We start from the raw sequence: 24,832 nt of genomic DNA on the forward strand, positions 1-24,832 counted from the left end.
AAGCCCTCAGCGGTGCGTAGCAATCCAGATCAACAACCCCGCCTGAAACACCGCAAACGCCACCAGACACGTAATGGTGAAGCGCAACCCGGCGTCTTCACGCTTGAATTTGCTGACCTTCTCTTCCTGCTTCTTCAGCTTCACTTCCTGCTCCGCCAGATTCTGTTCGGCCTGCTGCAGCATCTGTGCGGCTTCAAGAATTTCAACGATCTGCAGCTTTTCGCTGTTCCAGTCACCCAGCAGATCACCGACCTGCACCGCCTTGATGCTGCCTTTCAAATGCTGGGCGTCGGCGTAAGCCACATCGAAACCGTGCACGCGTAGAAAGTGATCACGACGCAAGCGAGTGTCTTCGTTGAGTGCGTCCTTGTTGTTCAGGTCCATGCCGTCAACGGTGTATCCCGGCCAGCGCTTCTTAGCCCAATTGATGCCTTGCGCGGCCATGAAGCGGCCGATACCGCGATTCAGTGGTTCGATCTGCAAGCCACTGTCGGGACCGAAGCTCACACGTTTGCTCGCGTGGTCGACCCACACATCAAGATGATTCTGCTCTTTGCGCACGCGCTGGTTGGGCAGCTTGATCGCCATGCGCATCAGGCTGCGCTCTTTGCTGTTGCGCTCGGCGTAACCGAATTCGACAAAACGCAACGGCCGGCCGCCGGTGTTGCGGTCGGTCTGCAGTGGCGCCAGGCGAAGCATCTTGTGGTGCTCGGCCTGAACGTCCGCCCACGGCAGTTCGACCGCTGGCGGTGCGTCTTTTTCAGCGCTGGTGTCGGGTGAAGTCTGGGTGTCAGTCATAACGGCGAGATCCTGTCCAAGCCCTGCTTGCCGCCAGACGTTGCGCTGGCGACAAAGGCTTATCGGCCGTTTTCTGTGAGGCTGGAGGGTAAAACGCAGTTAACTTGCACGAATTCCGTCAATAAATTCGATGACAGCAGCGCCGAGTTCGGCGGCCAAGGGCAAATTCGGGTCCTTGTAGGAGGCCAGTTGCCGTTTCATGTCGTTATGGACGATGCGCAGCACATGGTTCATGCCATCGATCACCGTCAGTTGCGCGTCCGGTTTCGCCGCCTTGAGCAGCTTCGCGTCCTCGGTGCCGACCTGAATGTCGTTGCTGCCTTGAACGATCAGTGCCGGCATTTTCAGCTGGGCAAAGGCTTGCGCCGGGTCCTGACGGAACAGCGAAATCAGGTAGGGCTGCACGCTTGGGCGGAAGATCACCTGCAACGGTTGCGGCACGTTGTCATCGGTATGGCCGGCCTTGAGGCTGTCGAGCAGTTCGTTGCTGCGCAGCATCAATGGCGGCGGCAGGCTGCGCGCCAGCTGTTCGCGGATTACCTGATCGACGGGGCGCGCGCTGCCGGACAGCGAGATCACCGCCGCTGCGTCCAGCTTTGGCGCAGCCAGACTGGCAATCAGCGCGCCTTCGCTGTGGCCGAGCAGAATCAGTTTGCCGAAACGCGGATCGGCCTTGAGCTTCTGCCCCCACGCCACCGCGTCTGCTGCATAGCCTTCTACCGACAGATCACGTTCATCGGGAGCGGCCGCCAGACTCGCTGCGACCCCGCGTTTGTCGTAGCGCACGCTGGCAATGTTGTGTTTGGCCAGCACCCACGCCAAGCGCTTGAGGCTGTCATTGCGTCCGCCGTCCGGGTTATTTCCGTCGCGATCGGTAGGACCTGAGCCAGAAATCATCAGAACAATCGGCACCGGGCTGTCGGACTTGGGCAGCAACAACGAACCGAAAAGTTCGCCTTTGCCAGTGTCCAGAGTGATCGGGCGTTGTAGGACTGTCGCCTGGGCAAAGCCGGTAAAGAGGGTAAGACTCAAGATCAGAACTCGCAGCATCATCACGCCATCATTGGTCAAGGTGCCGGTTGGACTCGCCAGCACCACTAAGGTTCGAGGATGAACTACTCGGTTAGCCTGCGTATACTGGCGCGCATCAAGAATTCGGGTTTGATTTCACGGAGCGTCCTGCATGTCCGGCAATACCTATGGCAAGTTGTTCACTGTCACCACCGCTGGCGAAAGCCATGGTCCGGCGTTGGTCGCCATTGTCGACGGCTGCCCGCCGGGTCTGGAGATTTCCCTGCAAGATCTGCAGCGCGACCTCGATCGCCGCAAGCCTGGCACCAGCCGCCACACCACTCAGCGCCAGGAAGCCGATGAAGTCGAAATCCTCTCCGGCGTGTTCGAGGGGCGCACGACCGGTTGCGCGATCGGCCTGCTGATTCGCAACACCGACCAGAAGTCCAAGGACTACTCGGCGATCAAGGACCTGTTCCGCCCGGCTCACGCCGACTACACCTATCACCACAAATACGGCGAGCGCGATTATCGCGGCGGTGGCCGTAGTTCAGCGCGGGAAACCGCCATGCGCGTAGCGGCCGGTGCGATCGCCAAGAAGTACCTTGCGAGTCAGGGCATCGTCATTCGCGGCTACATGAGCCAGCTCGGCCCGATCGAAATTCCGTTCAAGACCTGGGATTCGGTCGAAGAGAACGCCTTCTTCAGCCCTGACCCGGACAAGGTCCCGGAACTCGAAGCCTATATGGACCAGTTGCGCCGCGATCAGGACTCGGTCGGGGCGAAGATCACCGTGGTCGCCGAAGGGGTGATGCCGGGTCTTGGCGAGCCGATTTTCGATCGCCTCGACGCCGAACTCGCCCACGCGCTGATGAGCATCAACGCGGTCAAGGGTGTCGAGATCGGCGCCGGTTTCGCCTGTGTCGCCCAGCGCGGCACCGAACATCGCGATGAGCTGACGCCGGAGGGTTTTCTCAGCAACAACGCCGGCGGCATCCTCGGCGGTATCTCGTCCGGCCAGCCAATCGTTGCGCATCTGGCCTTGAAACCGACCTCGAGCATCACCACCCCGGGCCGCTCGATCGACGTGAATGGCAACCCGGTCGATGTGATCACCAAGGGTCGTCACGACCCATGCGTCGGCATCCGCGCGACGCCGATCGCCGAAGCGATGATGGCCATCGTGCTGATAGATCACCTGCTGCGCCACCGTGGGCAGAACGCCGATGTGCGCGTGAGCACGCCGGTGCTGGGCCAGCTCTGATGGCTGCGCTCAAAGCCGTCGCGGCATAACCGGCGTGGCGGCGCTTCCTTACTGGCGGCTGTCCAGTTTCTATCTGTTCTATTTCGCCTTGCTCGGTTCGACAGCGCCGTTTCTCGCGCTGTACTTCGATCACCTCGGCTTCAGCGCCGCACGCATTGGCGAACTGGTGGCGATTCCGATGCTGATGCGCTGCGTGGCGCCGAACATCTGGGGCTGGCTCGGCGATTACACCGGCAGGCGTTTGGCCATCGTGCGCTTTGGCGCGGTGTGCACGTTGCTGACCTTTTCGCTGATTTTCGTCAGCCAGACCTACGCCTGGCTGGCGATGGTCATGGCCCTGCATGCGTTCTTCTGGCACGCGGTACTGCCGCAGTTCGAAGTCATCACTCTCGCGCATCTGCAGGGGCAGACGTCGCGCTACAGCCAGATTCGCCTGTGGGGTTCGATCGGCTTCATCATTACCGTGGTGGTGCTGGGGCGGCTGTTCGAATGGCTGAGCCTGGACATTTATCCGGCGGCCCTGGTGCTGATCATGGCCGGCATCGTTCTCAGCAGTCTGTGGGTGCCGAATGCGCAACCGGCACAAGGCAATCGGCCGGCGGGCGAGGGTTTTCTCAAGCAATTGCGCCATCCCGGCGTGTTGGCGTTTTATGCCTGCGTCGCGCTGATGCAGGTGAGCCACGGGCCGTATTACACCTTTCTGACTTTGCACCTTGAACGCCTCGGTTACAGCCGTGGCGTCATCGGCATGCTCTGGGCCGTGGGGGTGGTGGCGGAAGTGCTGATGTTCATGGCCATGAGTCGCATCCTGGCGCGCTTTTCCTTGCGTCGGGTGCTGCTGGCAAGTTTCCTGCTGGCGGCGTTGCGCTGGGTGCTGCTCGGTTCGTTTGCGGAATTTCTCTGGGTGCTGCTGTTCGCCCAGGTGCTGCATGCAGCGACGTTCGGCAGCTTTCACGCGGCTGCCATCGCATTCGTGCAACGTAGTTTCGGCGCCCGCCAGCAAGGTCAGGGCCAGGCGCTGTATGCGGCACTGGCCGGCACCGGCGGGGCGCTCGGCGCGCTGTATTCCGGTTATAGCTGGAATGCCCTCGGCCCGACATTGACCTTTAGTATTGCCAGTCTCGCAGCGCTTGCCGCTGCCGTTATCATTGCCACACGTATGCAAGAGGACAGGCCATGAGCCTTAGCCGTGAACAGCTCGCCCAGCAGATCGTTGACGCCGGGCGTTTTTTATATGGCCGGGGCTGGTCGCCAGCCACCAGCAGCAATTATTCGACACGCCTGTCGCCAAGCGAAGCGTTGTTGACGGTGTCGGGCAAGCACAAGGGCCAGTTGAGTCTGGATGACGTACTCGCCACCGATCTGTCTGGCAATAGCCTGGAACCGGGCAAGAAACCTTCCGCCGAAACCTTATTGCACACCCAGCTCTACAGCTGGCGCGCGGAAATCGGCGCGGTGCTGCACACTCATTCGGTGAATGCCACGGTGTTGTCGCGCCTGACTCCGCAAGACTTCATCGAGTTCGAAGACTACGAACTGCAAAAGCCTTCAGCGGCATTTCCACCCACGAATCGCGGGTGCGCGTGCCGATTTTTGACAATGATCAGGACATTGCGCGCCTCGCCGCCAAGGTGCAGCCTTGGCTCGACGCCCATCCCGATTGCGTCGGTTACCTGATTCGCGGCCATGGCCTGTATACCTGGGGCGCGCAGATGAGCGACGCGCTGCGACAGATCGAGGCCTTTGAATTCCTGTTTGAATGCGAGTTGAAAACCCGCAGCGTCATGAACCGCCAAGGCTGAGTTCACCAGAAACAGCCCGTTTGCCTGATGACACGCTGCGCCCGACCGGTCTTGAAGAGCCGGACGGCGCCGCCGCTACCGAGGAATTGCCCATGAGCAGCCTGTCCGTTTATCACGTTTCCAGCCCTGAGATTCCCAACAAGGTGCTGACCCATTTCGAAGACATCGCCTCGACGCTGGCCGAGCAGGGCGTGCGTTTCGACCGCTGGCAAGCCGCCGCGAAGATCCAGCCTGGTGCCACTCAGGAAGAAGTCATCAGTGCTTATAAAGAGCAGATCGACAAGCTGATGACCGAACGCGGCTACATCACCGTCGATGTGATCAGCCTCAACAGTGATCATCCGCAAAAAGCCGAGCTGCGCGCCAAGTTTCTTGAAGAACACCGCCATGGCGAAGACGAAGTGCGATTTTTCGTCGCCGGTCGTGGCTTGTTTACCCTGCACATCGACGATTACGTCTATGCCGTGCTCTGTGAAAAGAACGACCTGATCTCGGTTCCGGCCGGTACCAAACACTGGTTCGACATGGGCGAGCATCCGCATTTCGTGGCGATCCGCCTGTTCAATAACCCGGAAGGCTGGGTTGCCAATTTCACCGGCGAAGACATCGCCGGCCGCTTCCCGCGTCTGGAGGACTGAAACCGTGTCGATCAAAGCCATCCTCACCGACATCGAAGGCACCACCAGCGCGGTGAGCTTCGTCTTCGACGTGTTGTTTCCATACGCCGCCAAACACTTGCCTGATTTCGTGCGCGAGAATGCATTCCGGGCTGACGTAGCGGAACAACTCGACGCCGTGCGCCGCGACAGCTTCGAGCCGCAGGCCGATGTCGAGCGGGTTGTTGAAATCCTCTTGAGCTGGATCGCCGAAGACCGCAAGGCCACGCCGCTGAAGGCGTTGCAAGGCATGGTCTGGGCGCAGGGCTATCAGGCAGGGCAGTTGAAAGGACATGTTTATCCGGATGCCGTTGAAGCGCTACAACGTTGGCATGCGGCCGGTTATCAACTGTTTGTTTACTCGTCCGGCTCGATCCAGGCGCAGAAACTGATTTTCGGTTGCTCGGAAGCCGGGGATCTGACGCCGCTGTTCAGCGGCTATTTCGACACCACATCAGGGCCGAAGCGCGAGGCACAGTCCTACCGCAACATTCAGCAGGCGGTCGGTGTTGAAGCAGATGAAATCCTGTTCCTGTCGGATATCGTGGAAGAGCTCGATGCTGCCGAGTCAGCCAGGATGAAAACCTGCGGCCTGGCGCGTGAAGGCGGGGAGTTGGCGGGGCACGTGACGGTAGACAGCTTTACCGCAATCGAACCGGAAGCGTTCTGACCCTACAGTGGACATGTAGGAGGGAGCCTGCTCGCGAAAGCGGTGTGTCAGTGAAGTAATTTGTATCTGACAACACCGCATTCGCGAGCAGGCTCGCTCCCACAGTGATACGTGGCAGACATAAACAAACAGGCCGTGGAACGCATGCTCCACGGCCTGTTTTTGTTTGAGCAAATTACAGCGAGTGATAGGTCGGCAGAGCAAAACGCTGCTGGCTCTGCAGCATTGCAATTTGCGGCAGCTCGCTGGCTTGTTCGGCCAGGTCACGGCGGATCGCGCTGATCGCCCAGGACAGTTGGTCACCGGCGTGCAATTGCTGATACGAGAGTGCGCGTTTGAACACTTTGCCGTCGCTGCTACGCAGAGTGAGCAGGATGCCACCGTCAGGACGTGGGGCAGTGCTGACTTCGTAGTTGGAGAACAGCGATGTAAATTTTTCTTGAATCAGGCTCATGTCATCAGCTCCGTATGTACTTGAATGGCAAGCATGCGGAGGTAGTTGCAGCGTTTGTGCCAGTATTGATGCGAATTAAATCCCTTTAAAATCAGGCAGTTGCAATCGTTGCATTTTGCAGGCGTCGTGCAAACTGCATGAATGGCCATCGTGCATCCTGCATTTTGCGTGATTTTTTCCTGACAACGGAACCAAACGCCCGTACCAGAATCAGCGCTCGGCACGGCGGCGCGACGGGATACAAATCATTGCAAAAACCGCGTGTACAGCCCCGCGAGCGCTGACGTACTTTCCCTCTCGACCTCCGACATCAACCCGGCGGTCGCAGCCATTACCCGATAACAAGAATAGCGATCCACGCGTCAGGGTCGAACGGGGAGCTTTCATGCGTCATGCACCAAGCGACACGATTACCTGGGGCATGATGCTCCGCAAACTGCCGATGATTGCCAAAGCCATCCCGCGGGTGGTGAAAGGCATGAAGGTAGCCAATGTCACGGATCCGACCCAGACGTGTGGCCTCGGCTGGACCTTCGAGCAAGCGACGCTGCGCAATCCGGACGGTGTGGCGTTGCTGCAGGGCGACGTGGCGTTGACTTACACGCAGGTCAACCAATGGGCCAATCGCATCGCGCATTATTTGAGCGAGCAAGGCATCGGCAAGGGCGATGTGGTCGCGGTGTTCATCGAGAACCGTGCGGAATTGCTCGTAACAATCCTGGCGCTGGCCAAGCTCGGCGCGGTCAGTGCGCTGCTCAACACCTCGCTGATGCGCGACACGCTTATCCACAGCATCAATCTGGTTGCGCCTGTGGCCATCGTGGTCGGCGAAGAGTTGACCGCCGCTTATGCCGGCGTGCGTGATCAGGTTTCCATCGCTGCACCGCGGACATGGTTCGTCGCTGATCAGGACACTTACAGCCATCCGGGCATCGCGCCCGAGGGTTACGTGAATCTGATCAGCGCCAGTGCTGACGCCAGCAGCGATAACCCGCCGAGCAGCGCGCAAATCTTCTTCGACGATCCGTGTTTCTACATCTACACCTCGGGCACCACTGGCCTGCCCAAGGCCGGGGTCTTCAAGCATGGGCGCTGGATGCGCAGCTCGGCGAGCTTCGGCATGATCGCCCTCGATATGTGTCCGGATGATGTTGTTTACTGCACCTTGCCGCTGTATCACGCCACAGGTCTGTGCGTGTGCTGGGGATCGGCAATCAATGGCGCCTCGGGTTTCGCCATCCGCCGCAAGTTCAGCGCCAGCCAGTTCTGGAGTGATGTGCGCCGATATCGCGCGACCACCATCGGCTATGTCGGTGAATTATGCCGCTATCTGGTCGAGCAACCAGCGAGCGCCGATGACAGTCGCCACAATGTCAGCAAGATGATCGGCAATGGTTTGCGACCCGGCGCCTGGGCCGAGTTCAAGACGCGTTTTGCCGTCGAGCACATTTGTGAGCTGTACGCGGCGAGCGACGGCAACATCGGTTTCACCAACATCCTCAATTTCGATAACACCGTCGGCTTTTCGCTGATGGCCTGGGAGTTGGTTGCCTACGATCACGACAGTGGCGAGCCGCTGCGTGGCGAGGATGGTTTCATGCGCAAGGTCGGCAAGGGCGAACAGGGTCTGCTGCTGGCGCGGATCGACGACAAGGCGCCGCTTGACGGTTACACCGATCCGCAGAAAACCGCCCGCGTCGTACTGCACGATGTGTTCAACAAGGGCGATCGCTTTTTCAACACCGGCGACCTGCTGCGCAACATCGGTTTCGGCCATGCGCAATTTGTCGATCGCCTCGGCGACACTTACCGCTGGAAGGGCGAAAACGTGTCGACCACCGAAGTCGAGAACCTGTTGCTGCAGCACCCGCTGATTTCTGAAGCCGTGGCCTACGGCGTTGAAATCCCCAACACCAACGGTCGTGCAGGCATGGCCGCGATCACTCCCGCCGAATCCTTGGCCACGCTGGATTTCGCCGAACTGCTGAGTTTCGCCCGGCAACGCATGCCGGCCTATGCCGTGCCGTTGTTCCTGCGGGTGAAAGTGAAAATGGAAACCACCGGGACCTTCAAATACCAGAAGACCCGCTTGAAAACGGAAGGCTTTGACCCCGGGCTCACGGGCGATGACCCGATCTTCGCCTGGCTGCCGGGCAGCGAAACCTATGTGCATGTCAGTGAGCAAATCCTCGCTGAAATTCAACAGGGCAAACATCGATATTGAGTGTGGCTATCGGGGCGCTCGGAAAAAACCGAGTGACAGCTACCGTCGCGCTCGGGAAACTGTCGGCTTTCCGATAGACCGAAATGGAGTGCCCCATGTCCGACCAAAGCCGCCAGATGACCCCTGAAGAAGCTGCCGAATTCACCGAGCAGGTTTTCAACAAGGCGCGCGACGGTGATGCCGAGATGCTCGATCGCCTGGTCACCGCCGGGCTGCCGGTGAACCTGAAAAACAGCAAGGGCGACACCTTGTTGATGCTCGCCAGCTACTACGGCCATGTTGATGCGGTGAAGGTTCTGCTTAAACACAAAGCCGATCCGGAAATGCGCAACGGTAACGGCCAGAGCCCGATTGCCGGCGCTGCGTTCAAGGGCGATCTGGCGGTGGTCAAAGCGCTGGTCGAGGCGGGCGCCGAAATTGAAGGTTCTTCCTTCGACGGCCGTACCGCGTTGATGATGGCGGCAATGTTCAACCGCGTTGAAATCGTCGATTACCTGATCGGCCAGGGCGCAGATCCGAAGGCCAAGGACGCCAATGGTGTGACCGCGCTGGATGCGGCGCGGACCATGGGCGCAGTCGATACCACCGCTCAGCTGGAAAAATTGCTGGCGTAAAGTCCACGGACTGTGGCGAAGGGCAGAATGCGCTATCCTTTGCGCCCTGAAAATTCACCTCCGCCACAGGATCCGCCCTCATGAAAGCCGCACTCGTCGAACTCATCAGCAAAATCAGCTCCGGCTGCATGGGTGAGGATGAGATTCTGAAAGTGGCTGACGAAGCCGCTCAGGCCTACGCCGATGCCGATGCTTTTCTGGCAGCCAATCCGGACATCAACTACGACGACACTTTCCCGATTCCGCTGGGTGAGTGGGTAGTGGTCGGCAGCCTGCCGGAAACTGTGCTGTTCCAGGCCGATACCTACGTCGATCTGTTCGCACAAATCGTTGCCTCGTTTGGCCCGGGGGTGGATTTCAATCTCAAGCCCAAGCAACTGGCCAAGACTGAAGCGCTGACCGCACTCAACCGCATTCAGGTGCAGATGAGCAGCCTGAACAAGGAAAACGGCGGTTACACGTTGATGAACTTCAGCCAGTTGCTCGACGATGAACTGCAAATGGTCCTGGTCTACGGCAACGACGTGCCGCGGGTGCTGGAGTTGTGCGCCGAGATCGGCATCGCCGCGGCGCCGGCACTGGAAGCCTTGAAGGTCGCCGTTCACGTCTGAACGCAATAAAAGGGAACCCTGCGCGCGACCGTCTATCCTAAAAGTGCATGCCACTATTCTGGAGCGACACCATGGGTTCCACGTTCAACGGTCTGATTGGCCTGATCATCCTTGCCCTCGACATCTGGGCCATCATCAACGTACTGAAAAGCGGTACCTCAACCGGGATGAAAATCGTCTGGGTGCTGCTGATCATCCTCCTGCCAGTGCTGGGCCTGATCATCTGGGCGATTGCCGGGCCACGGGGCAACGTCCGGATCTGAGCTGATTTTCGATCACACTGTTATCCCTGTGGGAGCGAGCCTGCTCGCGAAGACGTTGTGTCAGTCGCCATCACGGGCAACTGATGCTGCGCTTTCGCGAGCAGGCTTGCTCCCACATTGGTTTGCGCTGGTAAAAAATATGTTGAGGTTCGACCTGTCATCTTCGGCAACGTAGAATGCGCGCCTTTCCCGGGCTATCGTCCCCACGATGGCGCCCGCGCATTTATCGGAGCACTTGACCATGACCGTCACCAAGACCAGTGAGTACCTGGAAACCCTCTACGAAGGCTACGGCCAGCGCTTTCGCATGGAAAAACTGCTGCACGAAGTGCGCACCGAACACCAGCATCTGGTGATCTTCCAGAACCCGCGCATGGGCCGGGTCATGGCGTTGGACGGCGTGATCCAGACCACCGAAGCCGACGAATTCATCTACCACGAAATGCTCACCCACGTGCCGATCCTCGCCCACGGCACCGCCAAGCGCGTGCTGATCATTGGTGGCGGTGACGGCGGCATGCTGCGCGAAGTGACCAAGCACGCTGGCGTCGAGCACATCACCATGGTCGAGATCGATGGCACTGTGGTCGACATGTGTAAGGAGTTCCTGCCGAACCATTCCGCCGGTGCCTACGACGATCCGCGCCTGAACCTGGTGATCGACGACGGCATGCGTTTCGTCGCCACCACCACTGAAAAATTCGACGTGATCATCTCCGACTCCACCGACCCGATCGGCCCGGGTGAAGTGCTGTTCTCGGAGAACTTCTACCAGGCTTGCCACCGTTGCCTGAACGACGGCGGCATTCTCGTTACCCAGAACGGCACGCCGTTCATGCAGATCGACGAAGTCAAAACCACCGCCGGTCGTCTGCGCAGCCTGTTCCCGGACTGGCACTTCTACCAGGCCGCTGTGCCGACCTACATCGGCGGTTCGATGACCTTCGCCTGGGGCTCGACCAACCCGGCCTACCGCAAGCTCAGCCGTGAAACCCTGCAACAGCGCTTCATCGGTAGCGGCATCGTCACCCGTTACTACAACCCGGAAATCCACATTGGCGCATTCGCTTTGCCGCAATACGTGCTGCAAGCGGTCAATAAGCCGAGCAACGACTGATCACCCTGACGTCGCTCTGCAAGGAGCTTTTGTGGCGAGGGATTTATCCCCGTTGGGATGCGCAGCATCCCTGAACCGGCCTGCGCGGTGTCTCCGTCAAACCGCAATGGACGGTATTACGACTGCTGCGCAGCCGGACGGGGATAAATCCCTCGCCACAGAAGTCCGCCCTATCGATCGGATCGTTATTTTCACCGTTGGCGGTTGTAATCCTTTTGAACCAACTATCGCGGAAAAAGTCGAGATAGAGGTAAGCCCATTTACGGGTTGATCGAGGAGGCACTGATGCAAAAGTGGAAAGTCACTTTCGTGGATGATCACGGCGAAATTGTTGATGAAGTCTTCGAACGTGAGGAATGCCCGTCCGATGATGAAGCCGCACGGCTGATCAAGGAGCGGCTTCTTCCGGTCGCTGCCCAGCTGGATCTGAACGATCTGGAAGGGCGCACCGCCGATGCCGGGGTGAAAAACCTCAAGACCCAGAACGGCATCGAAATCCGCAGCATCACACCCATCTGAACACTTCCTGTCATCTCGAAAACCAGGCCTTGGCAGCGGCGCTCTCTTGGGGCTACTCTGCAAGCGAGATCAGCGAATGGATCGCTAAGGTCTGGTCTTGTCAGCTACATGCTTGTTTCCCGCGCGCAACCACGTTGCCGTAGTACTTAGGCCAAAAGGCCCGGGGCGGGAATACGGAAAGTCTATCCATCAATCGAGGGGGACGATTCATGAGCACAGCCTATCAAGAAGACATCAGCAGCAACGTTCTGCGCCGCATGAAAGAAGGCGGTTTCGATTTTTCCCGGTTCCATCCCATCGAGTTCTACGCGATTTTCCCGGACGAGGAGCGGGCGCGCAGGGCAGCAGGCAAATTTCGCGGTGAATCCATCAATGCCCAGGTCAGTGCGCGCGACGACGGCGCCTGGTCGCTGGAATTGAGCAAAGTGATGTACGCAACCTATGACGACATCGGCGATTTCGAGCAAGGCTTTTCTGCCGTGGTCGAACCGCTGGGCGGCATTATCGAGGGTTGGGGCGTGAAGCAGGAGGTGCGCAATCGTTACCGCCTGAATTGATATTGAGCATTTTGTATCAGGCAACGGCTGACCTTCGGGTCGGCCGTTGTCGTTTCTGGCTTCTGCACATCGCAGTGGCAAAACCCTGAAACAAGAATCCCGGGCAAAAAAAGCCACCGGAGAGGGTGGCTAAAAGGGAAGACGGGTACGCGATAAAGTCCTGTCGGGACGGGGCCGCCAAGGCAGTGCAGATCAGTTGAGCTGGCTACTTCGCGGCGGCGTGCCGGGCAAGTTTTGCAGCGAATGCGCGGATTATCCGCAGTCGCGGCCGGGCAGTGAAATCAACTCTGACTATGCTGGTGATAGGCGATGCAGTGCGTCGCAATGAAGCGGGGGCAATCGGGCCGGGGCATTTGCCGCACAGGAATGGTGCGCGGTCTGCGGCATAGATCTACAACCGATTGAATTAAAAGCGTTTATGCCGATGGCACGGGCCTTGCGAAGGCCTGTATGTCCGGAGTGACAAGGAGTACGGCATGATCCGCACCTATTTTGATGAGATGTACGATGCCGGCGGCCTGGTCCGCCCGCATTACCGGGAATTTGCCCGCTGGCTGGCCGAGACGCCCGACGAGTTGCTCGCGCAGCGCCGCCGCGAGGCCGATCTGCTGTTCCACCGGGCCGGGATCACCTTCACGCTCTATGGCGACGAGCAAGGCACCGAGCGGCTGATTCCGTTCGATACCATTCCCCGCAGCATCCCCGCCAGTGAATGGCGGATTGTCGAGCGCGGCTGTATTCAGCGGGTCAAGGCGTTGAACATGTTTCTCGCCGACCTCTATCACGAGCAGCGCATCATCAAGGCCGGGATCATTCCCGCCGAACAGGTGCTGGCCAACGAGCAATACCAGTTGGCGATGCAGGGCCTGGATCTGCACCGCGACATCTACTCGCACATCTCCGGCGTCGATCTGGTGCGCGACGGCGATGGCACTTATTACGTCCTCGAGGACAACCTGCGCACACCCAGCGGCGTCAGCTACATGCTCGAAGACCGCAAGATGATGATGCGCCTGTTCCCCGAACTGTTCGCCGCCCAGCGTATTGCCCCGATCGATCACTACCCAAACCTGCTGCTCGACACCCTGAAAAGCTCCAGCCCGATCGACAATCCCAGCGTAGTGGTGCTGACGCCGGGACGCTTCAACAGCGCGTTCTTCGAACATGCGTTTCTGGCGCGGGAGATGGGCGTTGAGCTGGTGGAAGGCGCGGATCTGTTCGTGCGCGACGACAAGGTGTTCATGCGCACCACCGACGGCCCGAAAGCGGTCGACGTGATCTACCGTCGCCTCGATGACGCATTCCTCGATCCGCTGGCATTCAACCCGGATTCGATGCTCGGTGTGCCGGGGCTGCTGTCGTCCTATCGTTCCGGCAACGTGGTGCTGGCCAACGCCATCGGCACCGGGGTGGCGGACGATAAATCGGTGTACCCGTTTGTCACCGACATGATCCGGTTCTACCTCGACGAAGAGCCGATTCTGAAAAACGTGCCGACCTGGCAATGCCGCAACCCCTCCGAGCTGTCCCACGTATTGGCCAATCTTCCCGATCTGGTGGTCAAGGAAACACAGGGCTCCGGCGGTTACGGGATGCTGGTCGGGCCGGCCGCGACGACGGCGGAAATCGATGCCTTTCGTGAGCGCATCAAAGCCAAACCCCATGCCTACATCGCGCAACCGACGCTATCGCTGTCAACTTGTCCGACCTTTGTCGAAAACGGCATCGCGCCACGCCATATCGACCTGCGTCCGTTCGTGCTTTCCGGGCGCGAAACCCGGGTGGTGCCTGGCGGTTTGACCCGGGTCGCGTTGCGTGAAGGCTCCCTGGTGGTGAATTCCTCCCAGGGCGGCGGCACCAAGGACACCTGGGTAGTCGAGGATTGAAGGAAGCTTGCCATGTTAAGTAGAACTGCCTCGGATCTGTACTGGATGTCGCGTTACCTGGAGCGTGCGGAGAATCTCGCGCGCATGCTCGACATCAGTTATTCGCTGTCGCTGATGCCGCAGGACGGGCGCGGCGACGGGCTGCACGAACTCGCCATGCCGTTGCTCATTACCGGCACCCTTGATGATTACCTTGAACGCCACGGTGATCTGCACGCCGAGCGTCTGCTGCATTTCTTTGCGCTGGACGCGGCCAACCCGGCGAGCATTTACAGCTGCCTCGGCTCGGCGCGAGCCAGTGCCCATGCCGTGCGCGGGCGAATCACCGCCGACATGTGGGAAAACATCAACGCCACCTGGCTGGAAATTCGCGGCATCGCCGAACAGGGTCTGAGCCGCTACGGCATGAGCCGTTTCTGCGAATGGATCAAGGAGCGCTCGCACCTGTTCCGTGGCGCGTCCTACGGCACGATCATGCGCAACGACGCGTTTCGTTTTATCCGTCTGGGCACGTTCATCGAACGCGCGGACAACACGCTGCGCCTGCTTGATGCCCGCTACGAAATGGCCGGCGATCAGGCCGAAGCGGTGAGCGATGGCACCGCGCATGCCTATTACCAGTGGAGTGCGCTGCTGCGCGCCTTGTCTTCGTTCGAGGCCTACACGGAAATCTATCGCGACGCGCCCGGCGCCCGGCATGTGGCCGAACTGCTGCTGTTGCGCGCCGATGTGCCGCGTTCGCTGCGTGCCTGTACCGAAGAGATCGACCAGATCCTCGCGCAACTGCCCGGCGCCAACGGCCGACCGGCACAACGCCTGGCGGCGGAAATGGACGCGCGCCTGCGCTACACCGGCATCAACGAAATCCTCGAAGAAGGCCTGCACGCCTGGCTGACCGAATTCATCCCGCTGGTGCGCCAGTTGGGCAACGCCATTCACAGTTCCTACCTGGAGGCTGCATGAGACTTTCCATAAGCCACGAGACCACCTATCACTATGAAGATCAGGTGCGCGCGAGCATCCAGTACCTGCGCCTGACGCCCCACGACAGCGAGCGCCAGCATGTGCTCAGTTGGCAACTCGACCTACCGCGTCCTGTGCGTGCGCAGCTCGATCCGTTCGGCAACATCCTGCATGTGCTGACCATGGACGAGCCGCACGAAGCGATCATCATTGGCGCCCGTGGTCAGGTCGATATCGATGAACTGCGCGAAGCTGAACATGAAAGTCAGTCGGCGCTGCCGTTCCTGCGCTTCACGCGCCTGACCGAAGCCGATGAGGCCTTGCGCGAGTTTGCCGGGAAGAACTGCAAGCAACGGCGTGATCGCACCGCGCTGATCGACTTGATGCACGGTCTGAATCAGCACATGACCTACACGCCCGGCTCGACCGAGGTAGACACCAGCGCCGCCGAAGCTTTCGCCGGGCGCTCCGGCGTCTGTCAGGACCATACGCATGCTTTTCTTGCCTGCGCGCGCAGCCTGGCGTGCCGTCGCGTTACGTGTCGGGTTATCTGTACAGCGAAGATTGCGAGCATCTGGCCAGTCATGCCTGGGCAGAAGCGTGGCTGGACGACGCGTGGTACAGCTTCGACGTGACCAACCAACTGGCGCGCCCGGAGCGACATCTGAAGCTGGCGGTGGGTCTGGATTATCTCGATGCCTGCCCGGTACGCGGCATGCGCCGGGGCGGCGGCTGCGAGCAGATGCATGCGAAGGTGTTCGTCTCGCCGACGCCCGTTATTTCCGTGCAGCAACAATAGATTCGGGATACCGCTATCGCTGGCAAGCCAGCTCCCACAGGATGACCGCTGATTCGAACTTTGCGCACACCCTGTGGGAGCTGGCTTGCCAGCGAAGAGGCCAGTAATAACACCTTAAGGCTTACGGCTTAACTTTGCGGCCGGCCATGTGCGTGAGATAGCCCACCAGCATTTCAAGGTCTCCATCCGGCAACACCTGCGCCGAAAAACCGGGCATCTTCGCCTGCGGCCATTGGCGCAAACTCTGCGGATCGCGGATGTAACGCTTCAAGAAATCCGCCCCAAAATACTCGGTCGGGCTATACGGAATATTCAGATCCGGCCCGAACTGCGCATCGCCAGCACCATTCAATCGATGACAGGCCAGGCAGTTTTTCTGAAACAGGGCAAAACCCTTGTTCACCGGATCATCGGCCTTCAAGGCAGGATCGGGCAGCAGGGCAGGGAAGCGTTGGGCCACCGGCGCCATCAGCTTGATGCTGGCGACCTCGAACGGCCACTGTTCGGGGCTGATATTGCCGGCCTGCGGATCGGTCCAGACCAGATAGAACGGCCCGGCGCTGTGCTTGCCGGCAGACAGCGGTGGCCACGGCTGCGCCGGGTCCTCGATTGCCAGCCATGCGCGTGCGCCGTCCTTGTTCAGCAAGGGCGCGGCGGCCAACTCTGCGGCAAAGCCATCCAGCGCCACCGCCTGCAAGTGATCCTCCCGCTTGACCCCCGTCAGCAATGCGGCCAGCGGCACGGCTTGATAGGTCATGTCCTTCTTGTAGGAAACATCATTGTTGATCGTGAGAATTTGCAGCTGAGGATGCTGGAGCAGCTCTTCGGTCTGCCAGGTGCGGCTGTTTGCGCCCAACTGCAGATCCAGTTGTGCGGCGGACAAGGGCAAGCTCAGTAGCAAGGCACCGAGCGCAATGAGCGTTTTCAAATGATCGCCGTCCATGTCGTGGTAGTGCGCAAAGGTTGGCACAACCACGCTGGCCCGGGTAGCGGGCCAGTCACATTTTCAGTGGCGATATACAGCACGCGACGTTTGAATCAGCCGATGACCTTGGTCAGATTCGGCAAGATCAACAACAGCGTCGTGGCGAAAAGAATGAGTCCTGCTTGACGTACTTTCGGTTGTTTGAACATGGCTTGACCGCCTTTATTGTTATTTCCTGATGCATGCCTGACTGCATATCCCTGACGGCACGCGGTGCACTTCCTGTTAATGGACGCCCGTCTCGGCAAAACCCGACGACTATGGCGTACATCTTCACCTTAGAGCCCACGTCAGCCTTCGCTTAGATCCATTTCATATGGTGATCTTGAAAAAGCTTTTAAAAAAGCATGAGGCGTATTGCCAGCTTCTTTGCCGCCCGCTGGCTAGACAACTCGACGACCTGAACCGGTTCACCTCATGCCGCATGACCGTCCGTCTGAGCGTGTGCGTCAAGTGCTTTGAGCAATGTGGTCATTGCTTGCCACTCTGCGCAGGGCGAAAGTGAAGTGACAATAAATCAGGTTCGAGGACGTCATGACTGAAGCTTTGATTTTCGATGCGTTGCGCACCCCGCGTGGCAAAGGCAAGGCCGATGGCGCGCTGCACAGCGTGAAGCCGGTCAACCTGGTGGCGGGTCTGCTGAGCGCCTTGCAGGCGCGCACTGCGCTGGATACCAGTCAGGTCGATGATGTCGTCCTCGGCTGCGTCACGCCGATCGGCGATCAAGGTTCGGACATCGCCAAGACGGCGGTGCAAGTGGCCGACTGGGACGTCAGCGTCGCCGGTGTGCAGATCAATCGTTTCTGCGCTTCGGGTCTGGAAGCGGTGAATCTTGGCGCGATGAAAGTGCGCTCGGGCTTCGAGGATCTGGTGGTGGTTGGCGGCGTCGAGTCGATGTCGCGGGTGCCAATGGGCAGCGATGGCGGCGCCTGGGCGCTGGACCCGCAGACCAACCTGCACAGCCATTTCACCCCGCAAGGGGTCGGCGCCGATCTGATCGCCACCCTCGAAGGCTTCAGCCGGCAGGACGTCGATGCCTACGCGCTGCACTCGCAGCAAAAAGCCGCACGAGCACGGGCCGACGGCTCCTTCAACAAGTCGTTGGTGCCGGTGCAGGATCAGAACGGCATCATCCTGCTTGATCACGATGAGTTTATCCGCGCCGAATCGACCCTCGAAGGCCTGGGCAAGCTCAAGCCGAGTTTCGAAATGATCGGGCAGATGGGCTTTGACGCCACGGCGTTGCGGGTCTACAGCCATGTCGAGCGGATCAACCATGTGCACACGCCGGGCAACAGTTCCGGAATTGTCGACGGTGCGGCGCTGATGCTCATCGGCTCCGAAGCCAAGGGCCGCGCCCTGGGGCTGCAGCCACGCGCGCGTATCGTCGCCACGGCCGTCACCAGCACAGACCCGACCATCATGCTCACCGGCCCGGCGCCGGCGACTCGCAAAGCGCTGGCCAAGGCCGGACTGCGCGTGGAGGACATCGATCTGTTCGAGGTCAACGAAGCGTTTGCTTCGGTGGTGCTGAAATTCATCAAGGACATGGCCGTCGATCCCGGCAAGGTCAACGTCAACGGCGGCTCGATCGCCATGGGCCACCCGCTGGGCGCCACCGGTTGCGCGATCCTCGGCACCCTGCTTGATGAACTGGAGGCGCGGAACCTGCGCTACGGCCTGGCGACGCTGTGTGTCGGCGGCGGCATGGGCATTGCCACCATCATCGAACGCCTCTGAGCCCCGACTTCAAGGAACCTTGTTATGAGCGAAGCCATTCGTTACGAAAAAGGCCAGGACGGTATCGTCGTGCTGACCATGGACATGCCGGGCCAGAGCGCCAACACCATGAACGCCGTGTACCGCGAGGCCATGGCCGCTTGCGTTGCCCGCTTGCTGGCCGAGAAAGACAGCATTGCCGGAGTGATCATTACCTCGGCGAAGAAAACCTTTTTGCCGGCGGCGACCTCAATGAATTGATCAAGGTCGGCAAGCCCGAAGCCAAAGCCTTCTACGACATGGTGCTGACCCTCAAGGCGCAATTGCGCAACCTGGAAACCCTCGGCAAACCGGTGGTCGCGGCGATCAACGGCGCTGCGCTGGGCGGCGGCTGGGAAATCTGTCTGGCCTGTCACCACCGCATTGCTGTTAATGACGCCTCGGTGCAACTCGGTCTTCCGGAAGTGACCCTGGGCCTTTTGCCGGGCGGCGGCGGGGTGGTGCGCATGGTGCGCATGCTCGGCATCGAAAAAGCCCTGCCGTACTTGCTTGAAGGCAAGAAGGTGCGCCCGCAACAGGCGTTGCAGGCCGGGCTGATCGATGAGTTGGCAGCGGATCCAGACGAATTGTTGGCCAAGGCGCGCGCTTGGATTATGGCCAATCCGGCGGCAGTGCAACGCTGGGACGTCAAGGGGTACCAGATTCCTGGCGGCACGCCATCCAACCCGAAAGTGGCGCAGATGCTGGCGATCGCGCCATCGATCCTGCGCACGAAAACCCAAGGCACGTTGCCAGCGCCAGAGAAGATTCTATGCGCGGCGGTGGAGGGCGCTCAGGTCGATTTCGACACCGCGCACCTGATCGAAACCCGCTACTTCACCGAGCTGACGACCGGGCAAATCTCGAAAAACCTGATCGGTACGTTCTGGTTCCAGTTGAACGAGATCAACGCCGGCGGTTCAAGACCGCAAGGTTTTGCGCCCTATAAAACCCGCAAAGTCGGTGTGCTCGGCGCCGGAATGATGGGCGCAGGCATCGCGTTCGTCAGCGCCTCGGCCGGTATCGACGTCGTCCTCAAGGACATCAACCTTGCCGCTGCCGAGAAGGGCAAAGCGCATTCCGCAGCGCTGCTGGACAAGAAAGTTGCCCGTGGCCAAATGACTCCCGAACAGCGCGAAGCGGTGCTGGCGCGAATCGTTGCGAGCGAAAGTGATGCCGATCTGGCCGGTTGCGATCTGATCATCGAAGCGGTGTTCGAGGATCGCCAGCTCAAAGCCAGGGTGTCCGCCGCCGCGCAACAGGTCGTGGGCGACGAAGCGGTCATTGCTTCCAATACGTCGACGCTGCCGATCACCGGTCTGGCGACGGCGGTGGCCGATCAAAGCAAATTCATCGGCCTGCATTTCTTCAGTCCGGTAGAAAAAATGCCGCTGGTGGAAATCATCAAAGGTGCGCAGACCAGCGCCGAAACTCTCGCTCGCGGTTTCGATTTCGTTCTGCAAATCAAGAAAACTCCGATCGTGGTTAACGACAGTCGCGGCTTCTTTACCTCGCGGGTGTTCGGCACGTTTACCAACGAAGGCATTGCCATGCTTGGCGAAGGCGTCAGTGCGCCGATGATCGAAACCGAAGCGCGCAAGGCCGGAATGCCGGTCGGGCCTCTGGCAATCTCCGACGAAGTTTCCTCAGTCTGATGAGCCATATCCGTCAGCAGACGGCCAAGGACTTACAAGCAGAGGGGAAACCGCTGATTGAGCACCCGGCCTCTGCTGTGATTGACTTGATGCTCAATGAATTCAAGCGACCGGGTAAAGCTGCCGGAGGCGGTTTCTATGAGTATCCAGCCGGTGCCCAGAAGCATTTATGGCCGGAGCTGAAAACGCGCTTCGAGAAGGCCGACGGACAGATCTCTGCGAAGGATGTGCGTGATCGGCTGTTGTTTGTGCAGGCCATCGAAACCGTGCGCTGTGTGGAGGAGGGCGTGCTGACCTCGACGGCGGACGCCAACGTCGGCTCGATCTTCGGCATCGGTTTCGCCGCGTGGACCGGCGGTGCGCTGCAGTTCATCAACCAGTATGGCCTGAAGGACTTCATCGCCCGCGCGCAGTATCTGGCGGAACAATACGGCGAGCGCTTTACCCCGCCAGCGCTGCTGCTGGACAAAGCGGCGAAAGGTGAAATGTTCTAGGGCGAGCGAGCATTTCGGGGCTTGCCTTGGCCACGTGTTTCAAGGCAGGCTCTGGGGTGTTCATTATTCCCATCATGTGTCAGGTATTTTTTATGTCGTTGCGCATCTGCATTCTCGAAACCGACATCCTGCGGCCCGAATTGATTGACCAATATCAGGGCTATGGGCAGATGTTCCAGCGCCTGTTCTCGCAACAACCCATCGCCGCTGAGTTCACCGTCTATAACGTGGTGAATGGCGAATACCCAAGCGACGACCAAACCTTCGATGCGTATCTGGTCACCGGTAGCAAGGCTGATTCGTTCGGCACGGATCCATGGATCCAGACCCTCAAAACCTATCTTTTGAATCGCTACGAACGCGGCGACAAATTGCTCGGCGTGTGCTTCGGCCATCAATTGCTGGCGTTGCTGCTTGGTGGCAAGAGCGAGCGCGCATCCCAGGGTTGGGGCGTCGGCACCCACAACTACAAGCTGGCGGCCAAAGCACCGTGGATGAGCCCGGTGCGCGAAGAGCTGACACTGCTGATCAGCCACCAGGATCAGGTAACCGAACTACCAGAGAACGCGACGGTGATCGCCTCCAGTGATTTTTGCCCGTTCGCGGCTTATCACATCAACGACCAGGTGCTTTGCTTCCAGGGCCACCCGGAATTCATTCACGATTACTCGCGCGCGCTGCTTGATCTGCGCCAGGAAGCGCTGGGTTCGCAGATCTACAGCAAGGGTGTGGCAAGCCTTGAGCAGGAGCACCACGGCGCTACAGTAGCGGAGTGGATGATGCGATTTGTGGCGCACAAACCAGAAGCTGCCTGACAATTGCAAGATCAAAGATCGCAGCCTTCGGCAGCTCCTACACTGACATTCTGTAGGCGCTGCCGAAGGCTGCGATCATTTGCTTTCTACAACCAGCCCGACTTCTTGAAACTCGCCCACAAACTCACACACCCCACCGCAATAAACCCCAGCACCGCAAAATAACCGTAATGCCAGGTCAATTCCGGCATGTTCTGGAAGTTCATCCCGTAAATCCCCGCCACCGCTGTCGGGAACGCGAGAATTGCCGCCCACGCTGCAAACTTGCGCTGCACCACGCTCTGCCGTGATGCCTCGAGCAACACGCCAATCTCGATGGTCTGGCTGGCAATGTCCGCCAGCGTGGTCAGGTCTTCCATCTGCCGCGTCACGTGGATCTGCACATCGCGAAAGTACGGGCGCATGTTCTTGTCGATGAACGGGAAGCTGAGCTTTTGCAGCTCTTCGCCGATTTCCACCATCGGTGCCGCGTAGCGACGCAAGCGCACCACATCACGGCGCAAACCGTGCAGCTTCTGGATGTCTCGCTCGTTTAGGGCACTGCACAGCACGTTGCGCTCCAGCTCATCGATCTCGGCGTGGATCGCTTCGCCCACCGGCTGATAGTTCTCGATGACGAAATCGAGCAGCGCATACAGGACGAAATCCTCCCCGTGCTCGAGCAACAAAGGGCGCGCTTCACAGCGTTGGCGCACATAGGCGTACGACGCGGAATGGCCGTTTCGTGCGGTGATGATGTAACCCCTGCCGGCGAAGATATGCGTTTCGATGAATTGCAAAACGCCGTTTTCGCGAACCGGTGAGTAGGTGACGATAAACAGAGCGTCACCAAAGGTTTCCAGTTTCGGTCGGCTGTGTTTTTCCAACGCGTCTTCGATGGCCAGTTCATGCAGATTGAACTGGCGTTGCAGGTTGGACAATTCCTGTGCGTCCGGTTCTTCCAGACCGATCCAGACGAAGTGGCCGGGCTTGGCCGCCCACGCAGCACCTTCGTCCAGCGAAATATTGGTGACTTTCTTACCCTCGCTGTACACCGCAGCAGCAACAACTCGACCCATGGTGGTGGTTCACTTCTTCTTGGCAGATGGCAGGAGAACAAGGCTTCAGCTTAGCCGTGTCGCTGCTTGAGAGTCAGTGAAACTTCTACAGTTCATCTGGCAAAAGAAAACCCGCACAGGGCGGGTTTGTTTTTCACGCGGCTTGCAGTTGCCGATCCATCGACTCGATGCACTCGCGCATCTGCTCGCGGCATCGCTCAATGAGCATGGGCATGTCGTCCATGGTCAATCCGACTGTAGGAATCGCCGGCAAGGAACGTATGAGAACGTTGCCACTGCGCCAGCGATTCAGGCGCATGTGCTTGACGTAGCTGCTCACGCACACCGGAACGATCGGCACGCCGGCGGCAATCGCCATCTGGAACGCGCCTTTCTTGAACGGCAACAGATCTTCACCGAGGTTGCGGGTGCCTTCCGGAAACACCCAGATCGAGGTGTCTTCGTTCTGCAAGGTGTGGGTCGTGGTCAGCATCGACTGCCGCGCCTTGTGCGCATTGCCACGGTCGATCAACACATTGCCGGCCAGCCAGAACAACTGGCCGAACAACGGCACCCACTTCAGGCTTTTCTTGCCGATACACACGGTGCGACGAGGGACGACATTGCCGAACACGAACAGATCGTAGTTGGACTGATGGTTGGCGATGATCACGCAACTGTCGGGCTTTTTCATCAAGCCGTTGACCTCCGACTTGACCCGCAAACGCAAGATACACATCGCCGGCAAAGCATAGAGACGGGCGCAGAGTCGGCTGTTGTCCGGGTTGAACGGGCGGCACAATCCGAGGATCACGCCGAGCACGCCCGCCAAAATAAAGTGCAGGCCCATCAACAACATACGAAGCACGAACAGCATTTTTACAGGCCCACCGGGACAAAAGGTGGCGCAGTGTACGGATGTGCACTGTTTTCGGCAATTGCCGCTATAGAGTCCGGAGATGGCCGATGTTTAAGCGCATGTTTCAGTATTGCCTGTCAGGCGCGTCCTAGAGCTTCCAGTGAATATTCAACGCGGCATGTAAGAAAAAGCCCGACACGCGGATCGGGCTTTTCGCTAGCGCGCAGATCTCGGACGAATCAGCCTAAATGCTGTTGATCCTGGACAATGGCGTCATCGAGGGTTTCCAGCAGCTGCTTGCGCACTTTGAGTTTGGTGTTCTTGTGCGCCAGCATGTTGATCTTCTTCAACTGACGCGCGGCAGCCAGCGCGGCGCCTTGCAATTCTTCGGCAGTGACGACCTTGTCGAGGAAACCTGCGTCAACTGCGCTTTGCGGGTCGAACATCTCGCCGTTGATCACCGAGCGATGGAAAGCCGAACGCCGCAAGCGATCGCGCGCCAACTCGATACCAGCATGGTGCATGGTCATGCCGATCTGCACTTCGTTAAGACCAATACTGAACGGGCCGTCGACGCCAATGCGGTAATCGGCAGACAACAGCAGGAAAGCGCCCTTGGCCACGGCGTGTCCCGGGCAAGCAACGATCACTGGGAACGGGTGAGAGAGCAGGCGGCGCGCCAATGTCGAACCGGCCGTCACCAGCGCAACGGCCTCTTTCGGGCCGGCGGTCATCACCTTCAGATCATAACCACCCGACAGAATCCCCGGCTGCCCGGTAATGATCACCACGGCGCGATCCGCCACCGCCTGATCCAGCGCCGCGTTAAACGCCGCAATCACATCCGGAGAAATCGCGTTGACCTTGCCATTGTTCAGGGTCAGGGTCGCGATACCGTCTTCGAGGTGGTAGGCAATCAACTCGCTCATGACGCTATTCCTTATTAGAAAGATGGGCAGACGTTACCCACCGTCGCAGGCCAGGTAAAGCGCCGTGACTGACCTGCCGGTCACCATTTCGG

Annotated in this window: 22 protein-coding genes and 3 pseudogenes; 18 read left to right on the top strand and 7 right to left on the bottom strand. The window is 59.4% G+C overall.

Annotation, left to right across the window (positions count from 1 at the left end):
- Positions 1 to 6 precede the first annotated feature (6 nt).
- Both LJU32_13160 and LJU32_13165 read right to left on the bottom strand, forming a co-directional pair.
- Positions 7 to 798, bottom strand: coding sequence for a hypothetical protein (locus tag LJU32_13160; GenBank protein WKV90947.1), 792 nt, complete (start codon positions 796 to 798; stop codon positions 7 to 9).
- A gap of 99 nt (positions 799 to 897) precedes the next feature.
- Positions 898 to 1,851: an alpha/beta hydrolase gene (locus tag LJU32_13165; protein WKV91092.1), complete on the bottom strand. Its 954-nt coding sequence runs from the start codon at positions 1,849 to 1,851 to the stop codon at positions 898 to 900.
- 130 nt (positions 1,852 to 1,981) lie between these two features.
- On the opposite strand from LJU32_13165, the gene aroC reads away from it, so the two are divergent.
- The 5 genes and pseudogenes from aroC to mtnC all read left to right on the top strand — a co-directional run bounded on the left by aroC (position 1,982) and on the right by mtnC (position 6,201).
- Positions 1,982 to 3,073, top strand: a complete 1,092-nt coding sequence (gene aroC / locus LJU32_13170; GenBank protein ID WKV90948.1) for a chorismate synthase — start codon at positions 1,982 to 1,984, stop codon at positions 3,071 to 3,073.
- A gap of 34 nt (positions 3,074 to 3,107) precedes the next feature.
- Positions 3,108 to 4,253 (top strand): MFS transporter, encoded by a 1,146-nt coding sequence (locus tag LJU32_13175; GenBank protein WKV90949.1) that lies wholly within the window; start codon positions 3,108 to 3,110, stop codon positions 4,251 to 4,253.
- A pseudogene (locus tag LJU32_13180) lies at positions 4,250 to 4,875 on the top strand (methylthioribulose 1-phosphate dehydratase). The gene LJU32_13175 and the pseudogene LJU32_13180 overlap by 4 nt, the downstream one beginning before the upstream one ends.
- Positions 4,876 to 4,967: 92 nt before the next feature.
- Positions 4,968 to 5,513, top strand: coding sequence for an acireductone dioxygenase (locus tag LJU32_13185; protein ID WKV91093.1), 546 nt, complete (start codon positions 4,968 to 4,970; stop codon positions 5,511 to 5,513).
- Between the two features lie 4 nt (positions 5,514 to 5,517).
- Positions 5,518 to 6,201: an acireductone synthase gene (gene mtnC, locus LJU32_13190; GenBank protein ID WKV90950.1), complete on the top strand. Its 684-nt coding sequence runs from the start codon at positions 5,518 to 5,520 to the stop codon at positions 6,199 to 6,201.
- Positions 6,202 to 6,376: 175 nt separating this feature from the next.
- Here the strand turns inward: mtnC and LJU32_13195 are convergent, their stop codons facing one another.
- Positions 6,377 to 6,655, bottom strand: coding sequence for a DUF3509 domain-containing protein (locus tag LJU32_13195; GenBank protein WKV90951.1), 279 nt, complete (start codon positions 6,653 to 6,655; stop codon positions 6,377 to 6,379).
- Between the two features lie 385 nt (positions 6,656 to 7,040).
- On the opposite strand from LJU32_13195, the gene LJU32_13200 reads away from it, so the two are divergent.
- The 10 genes and pseudogenes from LJU32_13200 (at position 7,041) to LJU32_13245 (ending at position 16,208) form a co-directional block, all read left to right on the top strand.
- Positions 7,041 to 8,879 carry a long-chain-acyl-CoA synthetase gene (locus LJU32_13200; GenBank protein ID WKV90952.1) on the top strand — a complete coding sequence of 613 codons (1,839 nt, stop codon included), beginning with the start codon at positions 7,041 to 7,043 and terminating at the stop codon, positions 8,877 to 8,879.
- 95 nt (positions 8,880 to 8,974) lie between these two features.
- The gene (locus LJU32_13205) at positions 8,975 to 9,493 is read left to right on the top strand and encodes an ankyrin repeat domain-containing protein (GenBank protein ID WKV90953.1); all 519 of its coding nucleotides are present in this window, start codon (positions 8,975 to 8,977) and stop codon (positions 9,491 to 9,493) included.
- An 80-nt stretch (positions 9,494 to 9,573) separates the two neighbouring features.
- Complete coding sequence (locus tag LJU32_13210) at positions 9,574 to 10,104, top strand: hypothetical protein (GenBank protein ID WKV90954.1); 531 nt, start codon at positions 9,574 to 9,576, stop codon at positions 10,102 to 10,104.
- A 71-nt stretch (positions 10,105 to 10,175) separates the two neighbouring features.
- The gene (locus LJU32_13215; GenBank protein ID WKV90955.1) at positions 10,176 to 10,367 is read left to right on the top strand and encodes a PLDc N-terminal domain-containing protein; all 192 of its coding nucleotides are present in this window, start codon (positions 10,176 to 10,178) and stop codon (positions 10,365 to 10,367) included.
- Positions 10,368 to 10,608: 241 nt separating this feature from the next.
- Positions 10,609 to 11,484, top strand: coding sequence for a polyamine aminopropyltransferase (speE, locus tag LJU32_13220; GenBank protein ID WKV90956.1), 876 nt, complete (start codon positions 10,609 to 10,611; stop codon positions 11,482 to 11,484).
- 285 nt (positions 11,485 to 11,769) lie between these two features.
- Positions 11,770 to 12,003 carry a hypothetical protein gene (locus LJU32_13225; GenBank protein ID WKV90957.1) on the top strand — a complete coding sequence of 78 codons (234 nt, stop codon included), beginning with the start codon at positions 11,770 to 11,772 and terminating at the stop codon, positions 12,001 to 12,003.
- A gap of 209 nt (positions 12,004 to 12,212) precedes the next feature.
- Positions 12,213 to 12,560 (top strand): ribonuclease E inhibitor RraB, encoded by a 348-nt coding sequence (locus LJU32_13230; GenBank protein WKV90958.1) that lies wholly within the window; start codon positions 12,213 to 12,215, stop codon positions 12,558 to 12,560.
- A gap of 476 nt (positions 12,561 to 13,036) precedes the next feature.
- Positions 13,037 to 14,446 carry a circularly permuted type 2 ATP-grasp protein gene (locus LJU32_13235; GenBank protein ID WKV90959.1) on the top strand — a complete coding sequence of 470 codons (1,410 nt, stop codon included), beginning with the start codon at positions 13,037 to 13,039 and terminating at the stop codon, positions 14,444 to 14,446.
- 12 nt (positions 14,447 to 14,458) lie between these two features.
- Positions 14,459 to 15,409, top strand: coding sequence for an alpha-E domain-containing protein (locus tag LJU32_13240; GenBank protein WKV90960.1), 951 nt, complete (start codon positions 14,459 to 14,461; stop codon positions 15,407 to 15,409).
- Positions 15,406 to 16,208: pseudogene (locus LJU32_13245) on the top strand (transglutaminase family protein). The gene LJU32_13240 and the pseudogene LJU32_13245 overlap by 4 nt, the downstream one beginning before the upstream one ends.
- A gap of 121 nt (positions 16,209 to 16,329) precedes the next feature.
- Here LJU32_13245 and LJU32_13250 read toward each other — a convergent pair.
- Positions 16,330 to 17,151, bottom strand: coding sequence for a cytochrome c (locus LJU32_13250; protein ID WKV91094.1), 822 nt, complete (start codon positions 17,149 to 17,151; stop codon positions 16,330 to 16,332).
- Positions 17,152 to 17,727: 576 nt separating this feature from the next.
- Between LJU32_13250 and LJU32_13255 the strand changes: the two genes are divergently transcribed.
- From LJU32_13255 to LJU32_13265, 3 genes and pseudogenes are all read left to right on the top strand, one after another.
- Positions 17,728 to 18,933 (top strand): acetyl-CoA C-acetyltransferase, encoded by a 1,206-nt coding sequence (locus tag LJU32_13255; protein WKV90961.1) that lies wholly within the window; start codon positions 17,728 to 17,730, stop codon positions 18,931 to 18,933.
- Positions 18,934 to 18,957: 24 nt separating this feature from the next.
- A pseudogene (locus tag LJU32_13260) lies at positions 18,958 to 21,100 on the top strand (3-hydroxyacyl-CoA dehydrogenase NAD-binding domain-containing protein).
- 92 nt (positions 21,101 to 21,192) lie between these two features.
- Positions 21,193 to 21,915, top strand: coding sequence for an amidotransferase (locus LJU32_13265; GenBank protein ID WKV90962.1), 723 nt, complete (start codon positions 21,193 to 21,195; stop codon positions 21,913 to 21,915).
- 86 nt (positions 21,916 to 22,001) lie between these two features.
- Here LJU32_13265 and LJU32_13270 read toward each other — a convergent pair whose 3' ends face one another.
- From LJU32_13270 to LJU32_13280, 3 genes are all read right to left on the bottom strand, one after another.
- On the bottom strand, positions 22,002 to 22,973 hold the full coding sequence (locus LJU32_13270; GenBank protein WKV90963.1) for a magnesium and cobalt transport protein CorA: 972 nt from the start codon (positions 22,971 to 22,973) through the stop codon (positions 22,002 to 22,004).
- A gap of 133 nt (positions 22,974 to 23,106) precedes the next feature.
- On the bottom strand, positions 23,107 to 23,829 hold the full coding sequence (locus LJU32_13275; protein WKV90964.1) for a 1-acylglycerol-3-phosphate O-acyltransferase: 723 nt from the start codon (positions 23,827 to 23,829) through the stop codon (positions 23,107 to 23,109).
- A gap of 221 nt (positions 23,830 to 24,050) precedes the next feature.
- Complete coding sequence (locus LJU32_13280) at positions 24,051 to 24,740, bottom strand: crotonase/enoyl-CoA hydratase family protein (GenBank protein ID WKV90965.1); 690 nt, start codon at positions 24,738 to 24,740, stop codon at positions 24,051 to 24,053.
- Between the last annotated feature and the right edge of the window lie 92 nt (positions 24,741 to 24,832).

The organism is Pseudomonas sp. B21_DOA (assembly GCA_030544685.1).
Classification (GTDB): domain Bacteria; phylum Pseudomonadota; class Gammaproteobacteria; order Pseudomonadales; family Pseudomonadaceae; genus Aquipseudomonas; species Aquipseudomonas fluorescens_AO.

Coding starts and splice junctions, on each gene's coding strand:
- LJU32_13280 (WKV90965.1), bottom strand. CDS start 24,740: ATGAGCGAGTTGATTGCCTACCACCTCGAAGACGGTATCGCGACCCTG.
- LJU32_13225 (WKV90957.1), top strand. CDS start 11,770: ATGCAAAAGTGGAAAGTCACTTTCGTGGATGATCACGGCGAAATTGTT.
- LJU32_13275 (WKV90964.1), bottom strand. CDS start 23,829: ATGCTGTTCGTGCTTCGTATGTTGTTGATGGGCCTGCACTTTATTTTG.
- speE (WKV90956.1), top strand. CDS start 10,609: ATGACCGTCACCAAGACCAGTGAGTACCTGGAAACCCTCTACGAAGGC.
- LJU32_13215 (WKV90955.1), top strand. CDS start 10,176: ATGGGTTCCACGTTCAACGGTCTGATTGGCCTGATCATCCTTGCCCTC.
- LJU32_13235 (WKV90959.1), top strand. CDS start 13,037: ATGATCCGCACCTATTTTGATGAGATGTACGATGCCGGCGGCCTGGTC.
- LJU32_13255 (WKV90961.1), top strand. CDS start 17,728: ATGACTGAAGCTTTGATTTTCGATGCGTTGCGCACCCCGCGTGGCAAA.
- LJU32_13200 (WKV90952.1), top strand. CDS start 7,041: ATGCGTCATGCACCAAGCGACACGATTACCTGGGGCATGATGCTCCGC.
- LJU32_13205 (WKV90953.1), top strand. CDS start 8,975: ATGTCCGACCAAAGCCGCCAGATGACCCCTGAAGAAGCTGCCGAATTC.
- LJU32_13230 (WKV90958.1), top strand. CDS start 12,213: ATGAGCACAGCCTATCAAGAAGACATCAGCAGCAACGTTCTGCGCCGC.
- LJU32_13195 (WKV90951.1), bottom strand. CDS start 6,655: ATGAGCCTGATTCAAGAAAAATTTACATCGCTGTTCTCCAACTACGAA.
- LJU32_13265 (WKV90962.1), top strand. CDS start 21,193: ATGTCGTTGCGCATCTGCATTCTCGAAACCGACATCCTGCGGCCCGAA.
- LJU32_13250 (WKV91094.1), bottom strand. CDS start 17,151: ATGGACGGCGATCATTTGAAAACGCTCATTGCGCTCGGTGCCTTGCTA.
- LJU32_13210 (WKV90954.1), top strand. CDS start 9,574: ATGAAAGCCGCACTCGTCGAACTCATCAGCAAAATCAGCTCCGGCTGC.
- LJU32_13240 (WKV90960.1), top strand. CDS start 14,459: ATGTTAAGTAGAACTGCCTCGGATCTGTACTGGATGTCGCGTTACCTG.
- LJU32_13185 (WKV91093.1), top strand. CDS start 4,968: ATGAGCAGCCTGTCCGTTTATCACGTTTCCAGCCCTGAGATTCCCAAC.
- LJU32_13160 (WKV90947.1), bottom strand. CDS start 798: ATGACTGACACCCAGACTTCACCCGACACCAGCGCTGAAAAAGACGCA.
- aroC (WKV90948.1), top strand. CDS start 1,982: ATGTCCGGCAATACCTATGGCAAGTTGTTCACTGTCACCACCGCTGGC.
- LJU32_13165 (WKV91092.1), bottom strand. CDS start 1,851: ATGATGCTGCGAGTTCTGATCTTGAGTCTTACCCTCTTTACCGGCTTT.
- LJU32_13270 (WKV90963.1), bottom strand. CDS start 22,973: ATGGGTCGAGTTGTTGCTGCTGCGGTGTACAGCGAGGGTAAGAAAGTC.